This is a genomic window from Photobacterium chitinilyticum, assembly GCF_004104355.1.
GTDB classification, from domain to species: Bacteria; Pseudomonadota; Gammaproteobacteria; order Enterobacterales; family Vibrionaceae; genus Photobacterium; species Photobacterium chitinilyticum.
This window is the reverse complement of record NZ_RJLM01000011.1, coordinates 87,711-108,178: the sequence shown is the minus strand read 5'-3', so window position 1 is coordinate 108,178 and position 20,468 is coordinate 87,711. Positions and strand designations below refer to the sequence as shown.

Here is a 20,468-nt window from a genome sequence, read left to right as displayed (position 1 = left end):
ATTGAAAAAAGGAGCCGGAAGGCTCCTTTTTTGTACCTCCTTATATATCCTTATTCGGCAAGAGTGGCGATGGTTTTACTTATAGGGGGATTGTTGTGATGTTGTTAAGTTGATAGATCTGGTTTTTGGGTGTTACCTTGGTGTTATCAACTGCTTTGTTGCTAATTTTTGACCCAATACACTTATCTGGTGCTGCCGTCTTGTGTGATGTGTCTAAGGGCGTATATAACAAAGACTGGTCCGCAGCTTACTATCGCTGACGGAGTATATTCATCTGTCAAAGCGGGACAACGCATGAAAGCAATCCAGCCTTCAGTATCAGCATACAATAGCAGTCACCTTGCTATTGCTGCTTGCGCGCTCCTCCTGCTCTCTCTGAACCTTATTCGGAGCTGACAGGCTTTATCTTTTTTCTGTCAGCTTGTGAAGAAGCTGGCAGGGTCCCTTTAAAATCAATTCTCCTTCCCGTTTCCTCCAAGCTGAATGCTATACAGAGGAACACTATGCTGAATTCAACGTTAAGTTCAGGGCTGAACCCAAGATTAAATGCGCGTGATATCGCTGCCTTAGGCTTTATGACCTTTGCCATGTACTTAGGTGCCGGAAATTTGATTTTTCCGCCATTTCTAGGCTTTCAGGCCGGTGAACATTTTCTGGGCAGCATGATTGGCTTCTTGCTGACAGGTGTTGGACTGCCAGCGTTTGCATTGGTGATGGTGGCTCTGGTTAGAGGGTCTGATAATCTGACGGCAGCCTTACCGCGTCCACTTGCGACGAGTTTCTGGGTCATGGTTTTTATCGTTATCGGGCCGGCTTTTGTGATCCCTCGTGCTATTACCGTGGCTTACCAGTTTAGCTTGGTGCCCTTCATCGGCGATACGGGATTGATACCATTCTCCGCGGCTTTTTGTATGGCGACGGTTTTGTTTGCACTGTTCCCCGGTTAGCTGGTGGATACGTTGGGTAAGTGGTTAACGCCTTTGCTGTTGGTCATTTTGTCAGTCTTGGCTGTTCTGGCTTTCCTGTATCCTTCCGGCGAGGTGATGATTGCGCAAGGTCCGTATATTGACGGGGCATTTGCCGAAGGGCTGACACAGGGCTATATGACCATGGATGCGCTGGGTTCGATCGGTTTTGGTTGGATTATTTTCCGTGCGATCCAGAGTATGGGCATCAGCTGCCCGAAAGCCACGGCAAAATATACTGTTATTGCGGCAGTTATGTATGCCGTAGCAATGTCCGTGGTGTACTTGTCATTGGCGTATATCGGTGCGACTAGTGCTGATTTGGGGACTGATTTTACCAACGGCGGGGAAATACTTACAGCCTTCACCAACTATCACTTAGGTCTTACCGGTATTGTGTTGCTGGGAGCGGTGATGGTGTTGGCATGCCTGACGACGGCTATCGGGGTAACGACGGCAGGCAGTGAGTTTTATAGCACGGCTTTCTCAGCCATTTCATACCGCCGTAGTGTATGGGGAACCATGATCCTGGCGGGCCTGGTGGCGAATGTTGGTTTGGAGCAGTTGCTTGCGGTGACATTACCGGCCGTGGTCGCCTTGCATCCTATTGCGATAGCGCTGCTATTGGTTGCACCAGTCAGAAAAGTGCTAGCGCCAAGCATGGTCTTGGTCACGGTGGGCACGGCATTGGTTTTTGGTTGTATTGATGCCGTTCATATTTTGGGCCAGATGCCGGAAAATATGGGGCAGGAGCTAGAGCAGCACCTACCGCTGTATCGCTACTATGCGGGGTGGATTGTACCTACCGTAAGTATGCTGTTGGTAGGGTTAGTATGGTCGCGAGTGATGACCAAAAAACTACAGCTGGCGAAAGCCTAGATCGGAAACATTACTCTGGATCAAAGGTAAAACAAAGGGGCCATCGGCCCCTTTGTTTATTACTCAGTGTTTATTGTTCAGTGCGATCACTCATCATCTTTGCTTTCAATCACACCGTGGAGTTTCTTCCATTTCTCCCAGCGCTGATAGGCCAGTTGCTGCATGTCGGTGCTGGTATCCGCTTCATCGACAATCTCTTCGCCGACCAGGCTCTCGAAAATGTCCTCCAGGGTGATCAGTCCTTGTACGGTACCGTACTCATCAACCACCAGTACCAGTTGTGAGCGCTCTTTCATCAGTTGTTCGAAGGCTTTTGGTACACTGGCATTATTCATAATCACCGGGATCGGGCGCATCAGGGTGCCCAGCTCTTGCTGTCCTCGGCCGGCATGGCTTTCGGCAAACAGCTCAAGACGATGGACGAAGCCGATGATGTTGTCCTTTTGCTCACTGTAAATGAGTGGGCGGGAAAACGGGCTGTCTTTGTGCTCAGACAGGAACTCGTTGATTGGCTGCTCTGCCTCAACCCGGAACAAAACGGGACGCGGTGTCATGATTTTGGTAACGCTGACCTCACGGAACTGAAGCAGGTTGGTCATGATTTTTGACTCGCCCTCTGCGAGTTCGCCTGATTCTTTGGCGAGCATGGCCATTGCCGACAATTCGTCACGCAGTTTCGGCGGCTCATGGCCTTGTGACAAGCGTCGGGTAATTTGCTCTGATACCCAGACAAACGGTGTCAGTGCCCATACCATCCAACGCAATACGATTGCGGATTTGGGAGCCAACTGGCGCCAATAGGTTGCGCCGATAGTTTTGGGAATGATTTCTGAAAACAGCAGAATACCAATCGTCAGTATGGCGGAAAATAGACCCAGCCATTGGCTGCCGAATACGACCGCTGCTTGGGCGCCGGCGGTCGCCGCACCAATAGTGTGAGCGATGGTGTTAAGGGTGAGGATCGATGCCAACGGGCGGTCGATATTGTCTTTAAGGGCAGCAAGACGAGGTGCTGCCGGATGGTTCTGCTGGCGCAGAGTGCCAATATAACTTGGCGAAATACTGAGGAGCACGGCTTCGAGCACCGAGCAAATAAACGAAACACCAATCGCAATAGCGATGTAAATCGTAAGGAGTATCATGCTTACCTTGTCAGCTTAATAAGGAAATTACGCCTATATTAATTGGTGCGATAGGGAATAAATACAACTATTTCATTTTGCGTATTGGTAACATTTTGTGAACTTGCGCTCAGTTTATGGTTAAAGAGTCCGCACATAACCACATGATGGCCGACAAACCTTTGCCACACGGGCTTCTTTTGAATTAGAGTTGATGCGTCTGAAGAAAAACCTTAGAAGGGAAACCTAATGAACAAGACCCAACTTATTGACCTGATCGCTGAAAAAGCAGATCTTTCTAAAGCTCAAGCGAAAGTTGCACTAGAGTCAACTCTAGACGGCATTACCGATGCGCTTAAGGAAGGTGACCAGGTTCAACTAATTGGCTTTGGTACATTTAAAGTAAACCACCGCGCAGCACGTACTGGCCGCAACCCGCAAACTGGTCAGGAAATCCAGATCGCAGCTGCGAACGTTCCTGCATTCGTAGCGGGTAAAGCACTGAAAGACGCAGTGAAATAATCTATACTCCGCCAGGTTATTCATCTGGCGGAGTTATTGCTATGAAACGTCTTCTTCCTTTTTTTCTTATCTCGCTCCTGGCTGGATGTGAAACCACCGCTGTTCCCGAAAATTCCATTACCCCCGTTCTGACCCATACTGGCGGCCAGACGATGGGCGATGCTACCTCGCTGTACTGGTACTCTTCCCAGCAAAACCGGCCGGTGAAACTGGCTGAAGTGGTCACTGCCGGAGACTACGGTCAATACCAATCTGATTATCGCTGGCGCGATGGCAAGTTACGTGAGATTAAGCGTGATGGAACGCGGCTATACGAAAAGACCCTCAAACCTTTCACCCTTCATGTCCGCTATGACACCCAGGGTAGCGCGGTGTTCCAGCGTTATACCGTAGATGGCTCTGTGCTGCCGTTGTCTGACTCCCAGCTCTATCAGCTTACCCAACAGGCCGAGAATGCTATCAGCATTGTTAAAAAGCAGCGTAAAGACGATTTATCGCTGGTGCAGGGGCATTGGCAGGGTAACCGCTTGATTCGCTGTGGCAGCGAAAAGTCGTTGGAGATGACTTTCAATCCGGCTTTGCCTGAGTTTACTGCCCGGCAGCTTAGCCAACAGGGGCAGAATCGCTTCATCGTGGTGTCAGGCAAGGTTCGTCGGGATAAGGTCGAGGCGAGCCAGTTGTTGATGCTCGCTGATGACAGCGGACAATGTATTGCTCCTCCTGCTTTGCTTGAAAAGTAATCCTGTTCTTTTTTGAAAGCGAAACAAAAAACGCGCTGTGGACAGCGCGTTTTTTATTTGCATCTAGCGCCGGCGCTAGGCTTGTTGTTCACGCTCTATCGCACGGTAGCCGATATCATTACGATGGAACATACCATCCCAGCTTACCTGCTTGGTAAGTTCATAAGCGTGTTGCTGGGCTTCTGAGACAGTATTGCCAAGCGCGGTGGCACAAAGTACACGGCCGCCGTTTGTCACGATATCACCAGATTGATTATTCGCGGTGCCAGCATGGAAAATCTTCTGGCCGTCAACTTGCTCTGTTGGTAGGCTGATAACATCACCTTTGGCGTAATCTGCCGGGTAGCCGCCGGCTGCAAGTACCACACCAATAGAAGCGCGCGGGTCCCACTTTGATTCCGCCTGATCAAGCTTCTCATCAATCGCCATTAGGCAAAGGTCGACCAGATCAGACTCCATACGCATCATGATTGGCTGGGTTTCAGGATCACCGAAGCGACAGTTGTACTCAATGACTTTTGGGGTACCGTCAGCTGCGATCATAAGACCTGCGTATAGGAAGCCTGTATACGGGTGACCTTCGGCATCCATACCACGCACCGTTGGGTAGATAACTTCTTCCAGAATACGCTCATGAATCTCAGGCGTAACCACAGGTGCTGGTGAGTAAGCTCCCATGCCTCCCGTATTAGGACCGGTGTCTTTGTCACCGACACGCTTGTGATCTTGGCTGGTGGCCATTGGCAGAACGCTTGAGCCGTCGACCATGACGATAAAGCTCGCTTCTTCACCTTCCAAGAATTCCTCGATAACTACACGGCTGCCTGCTTCACCGAAGGCGTTACCTGCAAGCATGTCTTTAATCGCGCCTTCTGCTTCCTCGAGGGTCATCGCCACAATAACGCCTTTACCGGCGGCTAAGCCATCAGCTTTAACCACGATAGGGGCACCCTGCTCACGAACGTAGGCCAAAGCCGGTTCAATATCGGTAAAATTGGCGTATGCACCTGTTGGGATATGATGGCGAGCCAGAAAGTCTTTAGTGAATGCTTTGGAACCTTCTAGCTGAGCGGCAGCTTGTGTAGGGCCGAAGATTGGCAGGCCCGCCTCACGGAAAGCATCAACCACGCCGATAACCAACGGCGCTTCAGGGCCAACAATGGTCAGTTCGATGGCTTTTTCTTTGGCAAAGGCAACCAAGTCGGTAATATCTTCAACACCGATTGCCACGTTTTCAAGCTTTGGTTCAAGGGCCGTGCCGGCGTTACCCGGAGCAACATACACCGTGTCAACGTTTGGGTTCTGTGCGGCTTTCCAACCCAGTGCGTGCTCACGGCCGCCGGCACCAATAATCAATACATTCATAATATTCCCTTTGATTACTCCTCCCCTTTTTAAGGGGAGGTTGGGAGGGGTTAAGATAGCTAGCGCTTCAAACCCCCTCTAACTCCCCCTTGAAAAGGGGAAGAACCAAAAAATTAGTGGCGGAAGTGGCGCATACCCGTAAAGATCATCGCCATGCCGTGCTCGTCGGCGGCATCAATCACTTCCTGGTCGCGCATCGAGCCGCCCGGCTGGATAACACACTTAATCCCCGCTTCGGCTGCTGCATCAATACCGTCACGGAACGGGAAGAAAGCATCTGATGCCATCACGCTACCCGCAACCTCCAGGTTCTCGTCTGCTGCCTTGATCCCGGCAATTTTCGCTGAGTAAACTCGACTCATCTGGCCGGCACCGACGCCGATAGTCATGTCGCCTTTTGAGTAAACTATCGCGTTAGACTTCACGTACTTCGCGACTTTCCAGCAGAATAGTGCGTCTTTAAGTTCTTCTGCTGTTGGTTGGCGTTTAGAAACCACTTTCAGATCGTCCTCAGACACCATGCCTTGGTCGCGATCTTGGACTAATAGGCCGCCGTTAACGCGTTTCACGTCAAAGCCAGTTGTCTTCGTTGTCCACTCACCACACTCTAGTAGGCGAAGGTTCTTCTTAGCCGCGACGATTTCTACCGCTTCAGCAGAAACAGAAGGCGCAATGATAACTTCAACGAATTGGCGCTCAGTAATAGCGGTTGCTGTTGCTGCGTCTAGTTCGCGGTTGAATGCGATGATGCCGCCAAATGCTGACGTTGGGTCTGTTTTGAAAGCGCGGTCGTAGGCTTCTAGGATGTCTTTACCTAATGCAACGCCACATGGGTTTGCGTGTTTAACGATCACACAGGCAGGCTGGTCGAACTCTTTGACACACTCAAGGGCGGCATCGGTATCTGCAATGTTGTTGTAAGACAGCGCTTTGCCTTGGATCTGGCGTGCTGTTGATACAGAGGCTTCTTCCGGGTTCTTTTCAACGTAAAAAGCAGCGGCTTGGTGGCTGTTCTCACCGTAGCGCATATCCTGCTTCTTCTCGAATTGCTGGTTGAAGGTGCGCGGGAATTTACTTTTGTTTTCAGGTGAAGGTTCGTCGCCTTCCTTGTTGTCGCCGTAAGATGGCACCATGGTACCGAAGTAGTTGGCAATCATGCCGTCATAGGCGGCAGTGTGCTCAAAGGCCGTGATAGCCAGATCGAAACGGGTCGCATGGGCCAAAGAACCGTTGTTGGCTTCTAACTCGGCAAGGACACGTCCATAGTCATGGGCGTTAACTACAATAGTTACGTCTTTGTGGTTCTTCGCTGCAGAGCGCACCATCGTCGGGCCGCCGATATCAATATTCTCAACCGCGTCTTCCAGCGTGCAGCCTGCTTTTGCCACTGTCTGGGCAAATGGATACAGGTTCACCACCACCATATCAATCGGGTCGATACCGTGTTGAGCCATGACCTCATCGTCCTGGCCGCGGCGGCCCAATACGCCACCGTGTACTTTCGGGTGAAGTGTCTTGACTCGGCCGTCCATCATTTCAGGGAAGCCGGTATAATCCGATACCTCGGTGACCTTGATACCTTGTTCGGCAAGCAGGCGAGCAGTACCGCCAGTAGAAAGGATGTCAACACCACGGTTGGCAAGAGCCTGTGCGAATTCAACAATACCAGTTTTGTCTGATACGCTGATCAGCGCACGGCGAATAGGACGAGCGTTTTCCATTGCTACCATCTCTTTTATACACGGGGGAATATTTGCCAAAAGCCAACGTGGTATTGGTGCTGGATTTTGGTAAATACCCTCATTAGAATCGAAGAGTGCCAGATCCTTAGCAGGGGGCAGTGATTTTTTGTCGATGGCGCATATTTTACATGAAATCCAGCATCACGCAAACGTTTGCTTTTTGTGTTTTATGATGTTTACCACAGGTGTTGATGCTTAGAAAAAATGGGTTGGGTATGTATTTGATTGGACAGCTGGCAAAGTTGTGTGATGTCAGCAGCGATACGTTACGGTTTTATGAAAAGAACGGCCTGCTTAAGCCTGCGGGACGCAGTGACAGCGGATATCGCCTCTACAGTGAAGCCGATTTGTCACGGGTGAAGTTCATCATGCGCTCCAAGGCCATCGGCCTTAGCCTGGATGAAATTAGGGAGCTACTGGATATTCGACTCGAAGCCTGCCAGCACAGCTGCGCAGAAGTCAAAGCCATTACCCAGGCGAAGCTGGATGAAGTTGACAAGAAAATGGTAGAACTCAAGCGTATTCGGTTAGCCCTGAAGAAAATCAATGATGCCTGCTGTGGCCATATCGATGACAATGCCAGTCATTGCTCTATTTTGGAAGCGCTGGGGGATCATGATGACGAGGCAGACAAACTGTGATAGCTTCGAATTATCACGTAGTTATTGATAGGGAAAGTCATGTTAAAGGTAAATGAATACTTTGATGGTCAGGTGAAGTCGATTGGTTTCGAAACCCAGGGCGAGCACACCAGCGTCGGGGTGATGGTGCCGGGTGAATATACTTTCGGTACTGCTGCGCCTGAGCGTATGACGGTGGTCAAAGGTGCGCTGACGGTGAAACTGCCGGGTCATATTGACTGGGAAACCTATACTGCCGGCGATGACTTCGAAGTGCCGGGTGATTCATCCTTTCTGGTGATTGTCACGGATACCACGGCCTACCTGTGTGATTACCTGTGAGCGAGTGAGTAAACGTTACTCAGATAAAAAAGCTTCGCCGAGGCGAAGCTTTTTTGATGGCGTTATTCTTTCGGGATCAGCACGGTATCGATGATATGAATGATACCGTTACTAGCCTCGATACCTCCGGTAATAACCTTGGCTCCGTTGATAGTTACGCTATTTTCGCTGCTTTCGATTGTCACCGTCCCGCCTTGTAATGTCTTCGGCAGTTTTAGCATGCCGACCTCTTTGGAAGAGATAGCGCCGGGCAAGACATGATACTTAAGAAGAGCTTGGAGCTGTTCTTTGTTTTCGGGTTTGAGTAGTTCGGCCAACGCACCTTCCGGCAATTTGTTAAAGGCATCATCGGTGGGAGCCAGAACAGTAAACGGCCCTTTTCCTTCCAGGGTTCCGCTCAGATCAGACGCCCTAATGGCCATCACAAGAGTTTGGAAGTCATCATTGTTAGCTGCCACCTCGACCAGATTTATCTTTGGTTTTTCGTGATGCGTTGCGACTGCCAAGCCTGACAAGGTAAGTAGAAATAAGGCGCTTAGCGAATAGGAAATAAAACGTTGGACTGTTTTCATTGTTAACCCTCGTTATTGCTGTTTTGGTGTAATCAGAGCTTTAAACGTACAAAGAGGGAGTATGGTTCACCGAGAAAGGAATGTTGTCTCATAAACAGAAAAGCCCTGAAGCTGTTTTCAAGCTTGTGGACCACTCTGGAGATGGCTAGGGCATATACTTGGTGATGGTTATATCAACAATTTGTCTTTTTACATTAAAATAATAAGCAATGTAGATGTAATCAAGTTGGCGTCATGACCATTTTATGGCTTAAACCGCTGTAAAAAATTGAAAGCAAATGTATCAGATCACTATCCCATCGTTTGTACTACATTAGTACTATCTAATATTGTTTTCTTCTTGCCGTATTAAGTGTGAAGGAGTTACACCATGAAATATAAACAGACGCTCATTATTGGCATTGGCTCTATCGCGTGCTTAACCGCAGCTTTAGCCATAGCCGCCCCAAAATGGCAAAGTGGTATGACGGGAATGATGGGAGGGCCGGGGATGATGAGTGGCGCCTGCGCGATGGGAGGTAGTCCAGGGATGCTGAAGGGCTCCAGTCCTCAAGGGCAAGATATTGGGGTTATACAAACGCAGCTTGATGAACTGAAAAGTCAGCTCAAGTTAAGCAAAGAGCAACAGGTAAGGTGGGATGAATTCAAACTGGTTGTGAAACGACAAGCCGGATCAATGCTCGCGCACCGACAAGAGATGCTGGAATTCATGCAGAGCAGCCAAACCTTGACTCTACCCAAGCGCCTTGCCTTTCACTCCGATATGATGGGAAAACGTTTTGCCAGCATGACCTCCTATTCTGCCGCGCTGACAGACTTATATCAGAGCTTGACCCCTGAGCAACAAGGAATCCTCGATCAAGACGGCTTTATGGGGTGCTATTAATTATCCTAAATAACAGTTAGATAATTAAAAAAAGGCCAGTCATTAAGACTAGCCTTCTTTATGAATATCAGGTAATTAGTTCATGCCGTATTATCAAAATTACTGTTTTCAACTGTTCGCTATAGTTCTTGCCTGCTCGTACTAATCTTTAATTAACAATGATCTAGGTCGCATGTTGTTTGTGCGTGTTTTAGTTTGTTCTGGCTTTTATCGTTAACTCGGCGTACATATGGGGGTACATATAAATGAATATGTACCCCGAAAGCCAAGGAAGAGTCAGTTATGGGTAATTTGTTCGATAAGCACCTCAAAGCGGTACTTAACAAGCAGCAAGCAAAAGCGACCGTCTTAAGTGATGGCGGGGGGCTGGGGGCGAGAGTATCCCCTTTAGGGAAGGTTCGCTGGCAGTTCCGCTATAAAATCGAGGGCAAAAACAAGCGTCTTGATCTGGGCGACTATCCCGACTTACCGTTGATTAAAGTCAGGGAACTTGCCAGGCAGTGCCGTGAATGGTTGGCTGAAGGGTATGATCCAAAGCTAATGCGTGCTCTTGAACGAGAACAGACCTTAAAGCCTGTTACTGTCAAAGATGCCCTTGAATATTGGCTGGTGGAGTATGCTGAAGAGAACAGGGCTAATGCTGCCAAGCATCGTGCTCAGTTTGAACGACATATTTACTCATACATCGGCAATTTGCCATTAATCCAGACTGAAACCCGACACTGGATCGAATGTTTTGATCGGATTCGTAAAGGTATTCAGGGAAAGCAACGTCCGGCTCCCGTTGCTGCTGGTTACGTCTTGCAGAATGCCAAGCAGGCACTCCGATTCTGTCGGGTACGTCGTTATGCTGCCAGCCGTGTACTTGATGATTTGTCTATCAGTGATGTCGGCAAGAAGCAGTGCAAGAAAGATCGCGTGTTAAAGGACAAAGAGCTGGCAGATGTATGGTTGCTTTCTGACAATAGCAGACTGCTTCCTTATTATCGCAACCTGTTAAAGCTACTGCTCATCTTTGGTGCTCGCACTCAGGAAGTACGTCTTTCCACGTGGAAGGAATGGGATTTAGAGGCGAGGCACTGGACGGTGCCAAAGGCAAACAGTAAAACCTCTGAAAAGATTGTCCGACCAATCCCGGAGTCTCTGTGCTCTTGGTTGTTAGCCTTAAAACAGCAGGCTGGCCATGAGGATTATATCTTGGGTGAATTGAAGGCACCTGAAGCAGTCAGCCAGTTTGGGCGTATGATTTGGAAGCGCCTAAAGCATGATGAAGCTTGGACGCTGCATGATTTGCGTCGCACCTTAGCAACTAAGCTGAATGACTTAGGTGTAATGCCGCATGTGGTGGAACACCTGTTGGGGCATTCCCTCGGCGGGGTGATGGCAGTTTATAACCATAGTCAGTATTTGCCGGAAAAAGAAAATGCTCTGAATATATGGTTGGAACGTTTGACTTTGTTGGCAACGCCGTCTGAAAAGGTGGTGCTATTTGAAAAAGTGAAGGGGTAAAAGAAATTCCTGACAGTTATGATTATCCCTTTGATGGAAGAGAACTCGAATTTTCTGCCTCTGTTGCCACTTCAGAAAGAAGAAAGGCTAACGGGTTCTCTTGATTACCAGAAAGCTCTACCTGCTGCTTTGAGTTCCATTTATCATGGTTTCGGCACTGCAGCCAATACTCAATAGCACGGGTATCCGGCGGCAGCTCCTCGAAGTAGTCAACAACTGAGCCGTTGTTTAACACGCGCTGTTTCTTGACCGAACAACCTATAGCTCGGCTAAATAACTTAGACGCTACTTCTGCGTCCGCTTTCATCTTGCCCGCACGTTTCGCTGCATCGAATTCAGGGTGCCGGATAGACCAGTTACGGATGGTATCAACGCTTACTTCAAAGAAGTCAGCTAACTCTCGGTCGATGGCATTGAGTAGGCACAGCTTATAAACCTGCTCTACGTATTCAGGTTTGTACTTGTTGTTATAAGTGTTTCCCTTCGGTGCGACCATGGTTGAACTCTTTATATTAGTGATAGCTAAATTATATCATTGGGTAAGTTAAATTAGGATCTACTAATGTATATCGCGCGCGCGTGTGACCCGAAGTCTTAGGAGATAGGTGCCCTATAAATCTGGTTTTTAGGTTTTCTGGAGGGAGTAGCGTATGCTGAAAGCGGCATGAAATCCCATAGCAACGGTGAGGTGAGTACCATACCGATGCTATTTTCAGTAATAACCGCCGAGTGTAATGCGTCACCTTGATTGCTTTATAACTATTATGCGATCTGTTTAAATTCAGAAACCGTAGTTATAATGAATTGTTTCAAATCATTTAAGGAATCTAAATTACATGATCTTGCGAGTCTGAAATTTCTAGAGTCAATACTAAGATCAAGACCACAAATTTCCTTTATTTTAAATGACAATAATGGCAACAAGAAATCCTTTCCTGAGACTATATTTATAAAGTGTTCGTTTTCATGAACCCATTCATTAATATTATCTCTCGTTTCAGTTACAACTTCTTCACCAAAGTCATTGTTGAGTTCTATAAGTATATCATTAATGATTTTTCCAATTTTATCAATATCAAATATTGGTGGTGACTTTTTTACCCTTGTGATTATGGAATTAAAACCTCTACTTGTCGTTTTTATAGTTGGTTTCAACTTAAATGCAGTGGCAAAAACAACAAATAATTTTATTAAGCTTGCTTCAATTGAATCAACCCATTCATCCCATGATAACTTATCTTCAATGTACTCGACGGTTTTGCAACCTAATGTTTCTTGTATTAAAGCTATTGCAGCATCTTTGCAAAAAAGTGCATTTTCAATGCAATAAAATGGATACTGATAAAGACGAGAATCTTCGACTTTAAACTTACCTGAAACCCAATATAAATCACCATCAATGATGAATACTTTAGGGAAGGATTTATTCTGTTCTTTCGCCCCTTTTATCACCTCTAATCTGCAACCTAAAGGAATAACTTTTTTAATTCTAACTTTACCATCTAAAAGTCTTCCAAATAATTCATTATAAAAAACTGAACTATCTTCATCTTCAACATATATTTCTACATCTTGCAATGGTCGATATAAAACACCAATACTTGACCTGTACTTAACATTATAGCTTGGAATCAAAATGAACCTTCCATATTATTTTCACCATTTACAAACACACACTTATCATCAAAGCCATTGATGATAGCGGGTGAATGTGTTGCAAGAATAACTTGTAAGTTTGCGTTTGCCTTTTTTAGAGAGTCAACAAACATCTCCTGCCATGCTAAGTGTAAAGATAATTCAGGCTCATCAATCATGAATGAAGCTTTACTTAGTAATCTTCGGTTAAATATTATATGTGCAAATAACGTTATAATTTGTGTTTCACCAGAAGAAAGTGAATTAACCTCGATGTCTGTTCCATTCACATTTATTTTTAGATTGCCAGTTTTTATTGATATCTTCTTTCCTGTTTGTGAGAAAAAAGAATTCACAATGCTTTCAAATAAATCAACCTTTTCATATGCCTTGGTTTTATTTAATTGCGATGAACGAATGAATTTAACCAAGTTATCAATTCTAGTTATCTGAGGTTTATTGGCAAACATAAATGTCATAGCCTCAATATATCGCATCTTAGACATTTTGTTTTTATCATTTTCAAAGCGCTTTAATTCATTTACATTTTTCTTTAGTTCATAGAAATACTTATCAGTGGCTTCTTGAACATTAATTAAATTTTTATTTCTTAAACTAAGTGACTCTAAAGCATTAGTTATTACACTTCGCTTGACTTCCAAATCAGATAATTTAAAGTCATTGTCAAAACTAAATCCGTTTGAAACTTCAATAACATTAAAGGCGTCAATTAGAATCTTATCTTTAAGCCTTTCATCTTCAACTATGTTCTTACGGTCAATGGACCTAATCTCATTTTTTATAAGTGATTTAACATCTGATAAGGGGTCGATAACTTCATCATCATGAATAAGATAAGGGTCATCAGGCCATATTTGATGCTTAAATCTAATTTTATAGTTGTTCTCACTGTTCGAAAATTTTCTATCAAGTGATATCAGTATAGGATTTGCTAATTTAGCAATGCTAGAGATCATCTCGCTACTATCAAAATCATCATTTATTATTGATTCTATCCCATACTCAAACCTTTCGGGAGATAAAGAGCTCATTAAATATAATTTAAAGTCATCTTTATTTACTCTAATGGATGCAAGTTTGTTTGTTTTTGCCACAATAAAATCAATGGAGCAGGATTCAAATGGAATTCTAGCTAGCTCCTTAATATCAGGAGTTAATAATGCCATGATTAATTTTAGAGCTGTTGTTTTACCACATCCGTTATGTCCAACTAAAAAATTAATGTCCTCTTTGAAGAAAATATCGAAATTTAAATACCCATGAACTTTTTTAGCAGTAAACCTTTTAATTATCATAATTATCTCTAAATAGTTATAATACCATGCTAAGTTGTGAGCAACACAATGACTAAGCCACCGTATTGCACCTTAAGCAATAAACCAAATGCTACGCACTGAGAATAACTCTTTAACAGTTTCTTAGCTACCAATTGGCGGTTGTTGTGGAATGAACCAATCTGCTTGTCGCTGCTTAGGCTTGTACAGTGTTTCAATTTTTTGTTGATTCGTCAGGCATACATCAATACCATATTCCGTTAAAGAAAAACTAAAGTACTCATTGCCGTTAAAATCGGACGAGTTTAACTTTTCTATCATTCCTGCACGAACTAATTTGATAATTGCCAAATTGATCTGGGCTGAAGATAAGTCGAACTGGTTCAACCTATTATAAAGATCCCAGCTGGAACAACCATCCACGTCTGTATTTGTAGACTCTAACAACGCAGACATAACAATGATGTCTATGTCTAACAGGTCGGCTAACTGAGCGTTGACATCAATCCTTGGCTTTTCCGTATCAGCTGCATTTGACATCAAGCCCTGTTGATTGAATGACCTTTTGATATTTGTTGCGGCATAATTAAGCGATGAAGCCAAGTCGTTATCACTACGATTAGCGTCAAAATCTGTTGGGGTTATACCAAGCAAATCACTTGGGAAGTGTAATTCTACATTTCTTGGCTTTACTATAAAACAACGACTCTTACCAATTGCACCAATAAAAAGCCCTAGCTCAAATACTACATTGTCACGTACAACGTATTTTTCACGAGCCCTCATAACAGCAAGATCATCAGGGGAGAATATAAAAATGGCGAAGTCGATAGCTTTAGTTTTTTCGATTAAATCGTCGAGTGCATTACTTGATAGTTTAAATGTACCGTTACGCCATATTGTTACTTCTGCATCAAATTCGAGGTTTTCAGCTATAGCATCCGAGATTGGAAGACTCTCTACTGAAGAACCAATGAAGACTCTTGGTTTTCTCATTATTTTTCCATATTAACAATTTATACTTGATGCTACTTATGGCAGCTAACGCCAGCCATATTGTGTGCCCCTCCTAACCAGCAAAATCCACCGAACTCTATACCAAAACCTCCGAGTGTAACGCATCACCTTGATGGCCTTGTTATGGCAAAATTAGTCCAGTTACTAGATTTTGACACGCTACCGCCCTTGGACACACAGAGTCCACGAGTGTATACAAATGCGGACAATCTTATCAGAATATGTATAGATTTTGTTGGCTTAGCTCAACGTTATGTGAATCAAGGTGCTATATGTAGAACAAGTTAATTATGTGGGCTTTGTAGACGAGGTGGGATCTTTGGGGGATGGGGATCATCTATCAACGAATTCATAATATTAAGCGTTACTTATCAAAGTTTCGGACTTTGAAAATCGGTTACATTTCGGATGGACATATGTGAAGGGGGGAGGGGGTATTTTGCCGTGGTCCAGCCCCCCCCTCCTGCCTATGGGCTATGAGGTGCAGTTAGTTTGAGGCAGTTCGGTAAATTGAAGCTTAACCTGACCCCTGGCTCAACCATGTTGCAGTGTTCTCTTCAGGCCAGCCAGATAAGGATCCGTGGTGTTTAGTGGAAAAAGTGGGTTTTCAGCTGGCACCTTTTCCCTATAGTACAAACACTCGTCCGTTGCTATTGGTTTAAAGTTGAGCATGTGTGTGATCGTAGAAAGTTATTAATAAGAGAAAAGTCCACTTTTCCCACCTAGACTGGTTAGAGTGCCGGGTTGCCCTTTAATAATGCAATCATCGCGATACAATGAGGCAGATAGTTTCTTATAGTGTGGTGATGGAGGTTAGGGGGAAAGGTGGCAGCAAAGGCCTCTATGTTCCCCCGGTTATATTTCGCTAGAATCGTAGTGAAGGTCGATCGTCATAAAGAGATGGATAGCAGCTATACCCATTGTTAAGGCTCGCTACATGCCCATGGTTAGCCATGTATGCTTTGAATTGCTGCTTGCTGTACGGCTTTCTGTTGTTATGGCGACACCAATCATGATAAATCGTATAAGCGTGACTGACCTTTAAGGGTTGATGTGCTTTATTTGCCTCTCGGTTTCCGATGTCATTGTCATCATCGTTGAGCCAGCAAGCTACGCTATCCCCCTCTCGCTGCCATTCATTGAGACATTTATAATGTGTCGCTGACAAATATAGACCGTTATCGAGATAATCTTTCACCCCCATGATTGCCCAGCCTAATATTACTGGTAACTCATCATCAATAATGCGGTCAACTAATGTTGGATCTCGCTCATTCTCTGGCTTGCTGTTCGCGAAGTGAATGATGGCCCAGCGTCGCCAGAACCCTTCACTATGGTCTTTGGTGGTAAGGAAAAAGTTTCCGTTGAACCAGCACCCGGCATCGGGAACAAAAGTAAATACTTTCCCGTATGGCTCGCGGGCTGATTTGGTATCACCACCGGTAATCGCTTTAAATGCAGCACTCGGAACCGGCTTGTCTTTGTCAATTTCAGGAACAAGATTCAGTAGCTTTCCGGCAAATGATGCAACTTTGTAGTCGTTGTCCATCTCGTGTGGGCTGACGCTTGCCCTGTACTCGCTGGGAACCAGTGCCTCCAAGATTTTTAAATATAGTGACTTTCCTGAGCCGCCAGCCCCGAATAAGAAGATCGCTCGTTGTATTTGAGCTTGTAAGCCCAGCAGGGACAAGCCCGTTAGCATTCGCAGTTGGCGAATCTGTCCATCCACGTCCGTCGTATCAAATGCTTCCCGCAGCACACCAAGCAATAATTCCGGCTCGTGATCAAAGGCAGGTTCAATCTCTAACCGGAAACGAGCATGGTGCTCCGGTGATGGTGGTAGCTTCACCAGTGCCCCATTTTGAACACAGATAAAACCGGATGGGGTATAAATGCCTTTCGGGGCATTGGCAAAGAAGCCAGGTTCCTCGACCGTGTTGTAGCTGTGTGACGCTATAGCTTTATAGTCAGGTTCTCGCTTACAGCGATCCTCTGTTTTAAATAGCTTAGCAACATCAACACCAACTTGAGGTAGCGCGGTATCATCCCAGATACCTTTTTGTTCACCGTACAACCATAGGCGGCCATATTCGCCAATTGGGCGGACATCACCGAATCTCTCAATATACTTGTCAGCCATCTCACCATGGGTCAGAGGGATAGGCTCTTCTGCGGTATTGAGTTCTCTGACTGCGGCTTTGATTTCGGCAATGTCCACCTTTGTTACATCTTTAAGTTGGTGACGCATGTACCCTACATTCATAAAATTTGCCTCACGGACAAAGCCAATTGCCGCATTAAAAGCATCTTCGTTGCGATTATCTTCTTTTAACGCTTTGATGGCTGCGTCAAAGTCTGGATATTCTGGCTCACCATCTTGGCTAGCAATCTCGGTTTCAACGGAGTCATTTTTTTGTTGATAGGCTGAAATCTGAGCCTCAATGTTGGCTTCGATGATTTCCTTAATTGGCTGTCCAGAAAGGTATATGTCAGACCAGTCTGTGCCGCCGCTCTCTGGTACATCACCTTCTTCCATTGGAATAAGGTTCAGAACTGCCTTATGGGGTGCTGCCGCCTGTGCTTCGCTCAATGCCTTAAATCCGGGCTTATCATTGTCAGATGCAACAAACACATAGTCGTGCTTGGCTGCAACTAATGGGGCTATGTTCTTTATGTTGCCAGCATCAAATCCAACATATGTTGTCATGCCAGTCTGTTCGTAAATAGTACGGCCCGTACCCCAGCCTTCGGTGATGATCCCGAGGTCACCACCATCACCTAGCATGAGAAATGCCCCACGCTTTTGGGAGCCTTTAAACCACGGCTTATCCCCGTTGCCAAACAGACGTTGTAAGCCCGCCATAACACCATCAGCGTTATAGGCCGGAACAATTAACGCATCGCCAGTTTGTTTTAAGCCTTCGTTAGCTAACTGCTTTTTTATCAGATATGGGTGATTGCAATCAGCATCGGGCAGAAGATCGAACTCAGGTGCAAAATTATTAACCAGCTTCTCTTTCTGGCTGCCCAGAAAAGGAGTGTTGGGTATGTGGTCGTCATTCGTTACGTTCAAAGTGTCAGCCACCTTTTGAGCTGCTTCTTTAATGTCACAGCCGTAATAATCACGGACAAGAGCCAGACCATCTCGACTCTGCTCGGGACACTGATTGCAGAATGATGTACCTCGCCCTTCCAGGTCATCGAACCGGAATCTATCTTTGCCGCCGCAGACTGGGCAGGCGGAATGCCTGCCCTTTTCATCCACGATGATCCCCAGTGCATTGTGAATATATCCCCATTTACCGCGGGCCATTTCAGCAATTGCACTAACTTGGTTGCGAGGATTAATCGTAGTCGTCATTATTATTCACCCCCGTCCTCGTCATTTGCAGCATCGAGCGTTGTGCAGTGATGTAGAAAATCATCTTCAATCACTTTCCACTGCTTAGGTGAGATAGCTTTATGCTGGTAGTGTTGGTGCAAAATTCGTTTTAATGCACCGTCAATTCCACGACGTTTAAGTAAGTTGTCAATATCGTGAGTTTCTCGCGTTGTCCTGCGAGCCCAGGACGATCGCTTTATTTTGTTGAAAACAGCGGCAGGGTCAGTGAGCAGGTGCTGTAATTGCTCTTCATGGATGTAATAACGTTTGACCCTGGTGCTTCGGCCAGAGTCAGATGTTACACGGATACTCTCATCCCATATCGGGAAGTAATGCTTACGGCGAAGTTCGCCTACTGTGCCGTCTACGCGAGGTGCGACAAAATCAGCCCCTACATCATAATCACCGTTGGAAATGGTTTTACCGTCAACCAGAACCGCAAGGAACTGAGCCTCTTTCGCTGTAAGGAGCATTATTGCTGAAAGAACCTCCGGTACATGCTGGAAGGTTTCGTATAGCTTTTGAAGAGCCAATTCCGGCGAAAAAACATCTTTAATTCGTAGCATAATGCACCTCCTGAGTCCCTTCTGAATTAATCTGTGTACAGGTGTTGCCTCGTATGACGAGTGGTAGAACTGGCAACTTTGTTGTTTTGACGTGATGATTCATACCTCCTCCTGTTGTGCTATCCAGTAGAGAAGGTCAGAGAGCAGCCATACATTGGTATTGCCGATTTTTCGGCGTTTAGGAAAACGCCCTTGTTTTTCTAGTTGCCAGGCTTGTGAGCGTGAAAGAGTCGTAATGCGTTTACGCTCTGCTTCACGGCAGAAACGTTCGCTTTCAGCGTACTGCTTTAAAATTTCGGTGGGTGTTGGAGTAGTATTAAGCATAAATGCCCCTGTTCGTTATCGAATGAGGGCATTTTGCTCTGTTTTCGTGTGCGAAATAAGAGGAAACTATGAGGTGAAATGTTGAAAAGCTTCCCCCCCCAATATGATGTCAGTTGCACTCATTCGTCCGTTCCAATATTTTAGTGCGTCGGTTACTTGCTCTTTTTCTACTTCGTAGCCGAGGTAAATAGAAGCTAGGCTGGCTACACAGGATTTATTCGGTGAGGCAAAGCAAAACTCAAACCATACGACAATATTTCTGATGAGAGTCACCTGTTTATGGAAGCCCTGGCTTATGGCTAGTGACTTATTGATTGGGCTGTTCTTATCGTATAAATGTCTTTGGAAGCCGCGAAATGCGCAAAGGTTTGTGTGAAGGGCTTCAAGGGTGCTGGTTGCTGCCCTTGGTATCTTCGGGCGTGGTAGGTGTAGGCATTTTAAGTTATTTTCTAATTCATTTAGCTTTGATAATGATTCCTGCTTTATATCAAGCGTCTGAATGCCATACGTTAGGTGTTTACGGCATTCATTAATACGTGAGAGAGGGGCCGATGACGGAGCCTCAATTTGTTGGATGTACTTGAGCTGTGTCTCGCAGTTGCTGATTATTTTATCTAACAGCTTCATCCTTTTTGCATACGTGAGCTTATCCCATACATCATCTTCTTTGTGGGCATCAAGGCCTGTCTCTATGACGTTGAGAAGAGTCAGTAGGTGCATCTCTACCTCCTCTGGCTTGTAGATATGCTGAGACGAGAGCAGACGCTCATACAGTCGCCAAAACTTCTCTGTATCGGTAGTCTTATCACTGAGCTTATGTGCAACATCGAGGTTGATGATCTGGCGGTCAATGTCGGCTGAAGGTGTGTCAATAGATTCAAGGTGGTCCATAAACATTGAATAAAGCCAGCCTTGCCTGGGGGGGATGATAAATTCCATCTTACTAAATATCTCCAGGGTACATATAGGGGTACATATAGCAAAAA

Annotated in this window: 18 protein-coding genes and 1 pseudogene; 7 read left to right on the top strand and 12 right to left on the bottom strand. The window is 45.6% G+C overall.

The window, feature by feature from the left end; all coding sequences use genetic code 11:
• The first annotated feature begins 503 nt into the window (after positions 1-503).
• Positions 504-1,844, top strand: a pseudogene (gene brnQ, locus EDI28_RS20230) (branched-chain amino acid transport system II carrier protein).
• An 86-nt stretch (positions 1,845-1,930) separates the two neighbouring features.
• Here brnQ and EDI28_RS20225 read toward each other — a convergent pair.
• Positions 1,931-2,986 carry a CNNM domain-containing protein gene (locus EDI28_RS20225; protein WP_128785698.1) on the bottom strand — a complete coding sequence of 352 codons (1,056 nt, stop codon included), beginning with the start codon at positions 2,984-2,986 and terminating at the stop codon, positions 1,931-1,933.
• A gap of 228 nt (positions 2,987-3,214) precedes the next feature.
• On the opposite strand from EDI28_RS20225, the gene hupA reads away from it, so the two are divergent.
• Both hupA and EDI28_RS20215 read left to right on the top strand, forming a co-directional pair.
• Entirely contained in the window at positions 3,215-3,487 is a 273-nt protein-coding gene (gene hupA / locus EDI28_RS20220) for a nucleoid-associated protein HU-alpha (protein ID WP_036831349.1), read from the top strand.
• 41 nt (positions 3,488-3,528) lie between these two features.
• Positions 3,529-4,227, top strand: a complete 699-nt coding sequence (locus EDI28_RS20215; RefSeq protein ID WP_128785697.1) for a DUF1481 domain-containing protein — start codon at positions 3,529-3,531, stop codon at positions 4,225-4,227.
• Positions 4,228-4,302: 75 nt separating this feature from the next.
• On the opposite strand, the gene purD is transcribed toward EDI28_RS20215, so the two are convergent.
• The gene (gene purD / locus EDI28_RS20210; RefSeq protein WP_128785696.1) at positions 4,303-5,592 is read right to left on the bottom strand and encodes a phosphoribosylamine--glycine ligase; all 1,290 of its coding nucleotides are present in this window, start codon (positions 5,590-5,592) and stop codon (positions 4,303-4,305) included.
• Between the two features lie 113 nt (positions 5,593-5,705).
• On the bottom strand, positions 5,706-7,313 hold the full coding sequence (gene purH, locus EDI28_RS20205; protein ID WP_128785695.1) for a bifunctional phosphoribosylaminoimidazolecarboxamide formyltransferase/IMP cyclohydrolase: 1,608 nt from the start codon (positions 7,311-7,313) through the stop codon (positions 5,706-5,708).
• Between the two features lie 236 nt (positions 7,314-7,549).
• Here purH and zntR point away from each other — a divergent pair, with 236 nt between their 5' ends.
• A complete protein-coding gene (gene zntR / locus EDI28_RS20200) occupies positions 7,550-7,975 on the top strand; it encodes a Zn(2+)-responsive transcriptional regulator (protein WP_128785694.1) in 426 nt (141 codons plus the stop codon).
• A 39-nt stretch (positions 7,976-8,014) separates the two neighbouring features.
• Positions 8,015-8,296 carry a pyrimidine/purine nucleoside phosphorylase gene (gene ppnP, locus EDI28_RS20195; protein ID WP_128785693.1) on the top strand — a complete coding sequence of 94 codons (282 nt, stop codon included), beginning with the start codon at positions 8,015-8,017 and terminating at the stop codon, positions 8,294-8,296.
• Positions 8,297-8,358: 62 nt separating this feature from the next.
• On the opposite strand, the gene EDI28_RS20190 is transcribed toward ppnP, so the two are convergent.
• Positions 8,359-8,868 carry a fasciclin domain-containing protein gene (locus tag EDI28_RS20190; protein ID WP_128785692.1) on the bottom strand — a complete coding sequence of 170 codons (510 nt, stop codon included), beginning with the start codon at positions 8,866-8,868 and terminating at the stop codon, positions 8,359-8,361.
• A 370-nt stretch (positions 8,869-9,238) separates the two neighbouring features.
• Here EDI28_RS20190 and EDI28_RS20185 point away from each other — a divergent pair, with 370 nt between their 5' ends.
• Together EDI28_RS20185 and EDI28_RS20180 are read left to right on the top strand one after the other, a co-directional pair.
• Positions 9,239-9,754 carry a Spy/CpxP family protein refolding chaperone gene (locus EDI28_RS20185; protein WP_128785691.1) on the top strand — a complete coding sequence of 172 codons (516 nt, stop codon included), beginning with the start codon at positions 9,239-9,241 and terminating at the stop codon, positions 9,752-9,754.
• Positions 9,755-10,036: 282 nt separating this feature from the next.
• The gene (locus EDI28_RS20180) at positions 10,037-11,263 is read left to right on the top strand and encodes a tyrosine-type recombinase/integrase (RefSeq protein ID WP_128785690.1); all 1,227 of its coding nucleotides are present in this window, start codon (positions 10,037-10,039) and stop codon (positions 11,261-11,263) included.
• Positions 11,264-11,285: 22 nt separating this feature from the next.
• Here the strand turns inward: EDI28_RS20180 and EDI28_RS20175 are convergent, their stop codons facing one another.
• The 8 genes from EDI28_RS20175 to EDI28_RS20140 form a co-directional block, all read right to left on the bottom strand.
• Positions 11,286-11,759, bottom strand: coding sequence for a hypothetical protein (locus tag EDI28_RS20175; protein WP_128785689.1), 474 nt, complete (start codon positions 11,757-11,759; stop codon positions 11,286-11,288).
• Positions 11,760-12,025: 266 nt separating this feature from the next.
• Positions 12,026-12,898 (bottom strand): DUF4435 domain-containing protein, encoded by an 873-nt coding sequence (locus EDI28_RS20170; RefSeq protein WP_164918596.1) that lies wholly within the window; start codon positions 12,896-12,898, stop codon positions 12,026-12,028.
• Positions 12,895-14,214, bottom strand: coding sequence for an AAA family ATPase (locus EDI28_RS20165; protein ID WP_128785687.1), 1,320 nt, complete (start codon positions 14,212-14,214; stop codon positions 12,895-12,897). The genes EDI28_RS20170 and EDI28_RS20165 overlap by 4 nt, the downstream gene beginning before the upstream one ends.
• Positions 14,215-14,337: 123 nt before the next feature.
• Positions 14,338-15,189: a TIR domain-containing protein gene (locus tag EDI28_RS20160; protein ID WP_128785686.1), complete on the bottom strand. Its 852-nt coding sequence runs from the start codon at positions 15,187-15,189 to the stop codon at positions 14,338-14,340.
• Between the two features lie 886 nt (positions 15,190-16,075).
• Complete coding sequence (locus EDI28_RS20155; RefSeq protein WP_128785685.1) at positions 16,076-18,571, bottom strand: phage/plasmid primase, P4 family; 2,496 nt, start codon at positions 18,569-18,571, stop codon at positions 16,076-16,078.
• A gap of 2 nt (positions 18,572-18,573) precedes the next feature.
• The gene (locus tag EDI28_RS20150) at positions 18,574-19,158 is read right to left on the bottom strand and encodes a hypothetical protein (RefSeq protein WP_128785684.1); all 585 of its coding nucleotides are present in this window, start codon (positions 19,156-19,158) and stop codon (positions 18,574-18,576) included.
• A gap of 99 nt (positions 19,159-19,257) precedes the next feature.
• On the bottom strand, positions 19,258-19,482 hold the full coding sequence (locus EDI28_RS20145) for a helix-turn-helix transcriptional regulator (protein ID WP_128785683.1): 225 nt from the start codon (positions 19,480-19,482) through the stop codon (positions 19,258-19,260).
• A 66-nt stretch (positions 19,483-19,548) separates the two neighbouring features.
• Complete coding sequence (locus tag EDI28_RS20140) at positions 19,549-20,421, bottom strand: hypothetical protein (RefSeq protein ID WP_128785682.1); 873 nt, start codon at positions 20,419-20,421, stop codon at positions 19,549-19,551.
• Positions 20,422-20,468: the final 47 nt, after the last annotated feature.

Coding starts and splice junctions, on each gene's coding strand:
- EDI28_RS20225 (WP_128785698.1), bottom strand. CDS start 2,986: ATGATACTCCTTACGATTTACATCGCTATTGCGATTGGTGTTTCGTTT.
- hupA (WP_036831349.1), top strand. CDS start 3,215: ATGAACAAGACCCAACTTATTGACCTGATCGCTGAAAAAGCAGATCTT.
- EDI28_RS20215 (WP_128785697.1), top strand. CDS start 3,529: ATGAAACGTCTTCTTCCTTTTTTTCTTATCTCGCTCCTGGCTGGATGT.
- purD (WP_128785696.1), bottom strand. CDS start 5,592: ATGAATGTATTGATTATTGGTGCCGGCGGCCGTGAGCACGCACTGGGT.
- purH (WP_128785695.1), bottom strand. CDS start 7,313: ATGGAAAACGCTCGTCCTATTCGCCGTGCGCTGATCAGCGTATCAGAC.
- zntR (WP_128785694.1), top strand. CDS start 7,550: ATGTATTTGATTGGACAGCTGGCAAAGTTGTGTGATGTCAGCAGCGAT.
- ppnP (WP_128785693.1), top strand. CDS start 8,015: ATGTTAAAGGTAAATGAATACTTTGATGGTCAGGTGAAGTCGATTGGT.
- EDI28_RS20190 (WP_128785692.1), bottom strand. CDS start 8,868: ATGAAAACAGTCCAACGTTTTATTTCCTATTCGCTAAGCGCCTTATTT.
- EDI28_RS20185 (WP_128785691.1), top strand. CDS start 9,239: ATGAAATATAAACAGACGCTCATTATTGGCATTGGCTCTATCGCGTGC.
- EDI28_RS20180 (WP_128785690.1), top strand. CDS start 10,037: ATGGGTAATTTGTTCGATAAGCACCTCAAAGCGGTACTTAACAAGCAG.
- EDI28_RS20175 (WP_128785689.1), bottom strand. CDS start 11,759: ATGGTCGCACCGAAGGGAAACACTTATAACAACAAGTACAAACCTGAA.
- EDI28_RS20165 (WP_128785687.1), bottom strand. CDS start 14,214: ATGATAATTAAAAGGTTTACTGCTAAAAAAGTTCATGGGTATTTAAAT.
- EDI28_RS20160 (WP_128785686.1), bottom strand. CDS start 15,189: ATGAGAAAACCAAGAGTCTTCATTGGTTCTTCAGTAGAGAGTCTTCCA.
- EDI28_RS20155 (WP_128785685.1), bottom strand. CDS start 18,571: ATGACGACTACGATTAATCCTCGCAACCAAGTTAGTGCAATTGCTGAA.
- EDI28_RS20150 (WP_128785684.1), bottom strand. CDS start 19,158: ATGCTACGAATTAAAGATGTTTTTTCGCCGGAATTGGCTCTTCAAAAG.
- EDI28_RS20145 (WP_128785683.1), bottom strand. CDS start 19,482: ATGCTTAATACTACTCCAACACCCACCGAAATTTTAAAGCAGTACGCT.
- EDI28_RS20140 (WP_128785682.1), bottom strand. CDS start 20,421: ATGGAATTTATCATCCCCCCCAGGCAAGGCTGGCTTTATTCAATGTTT.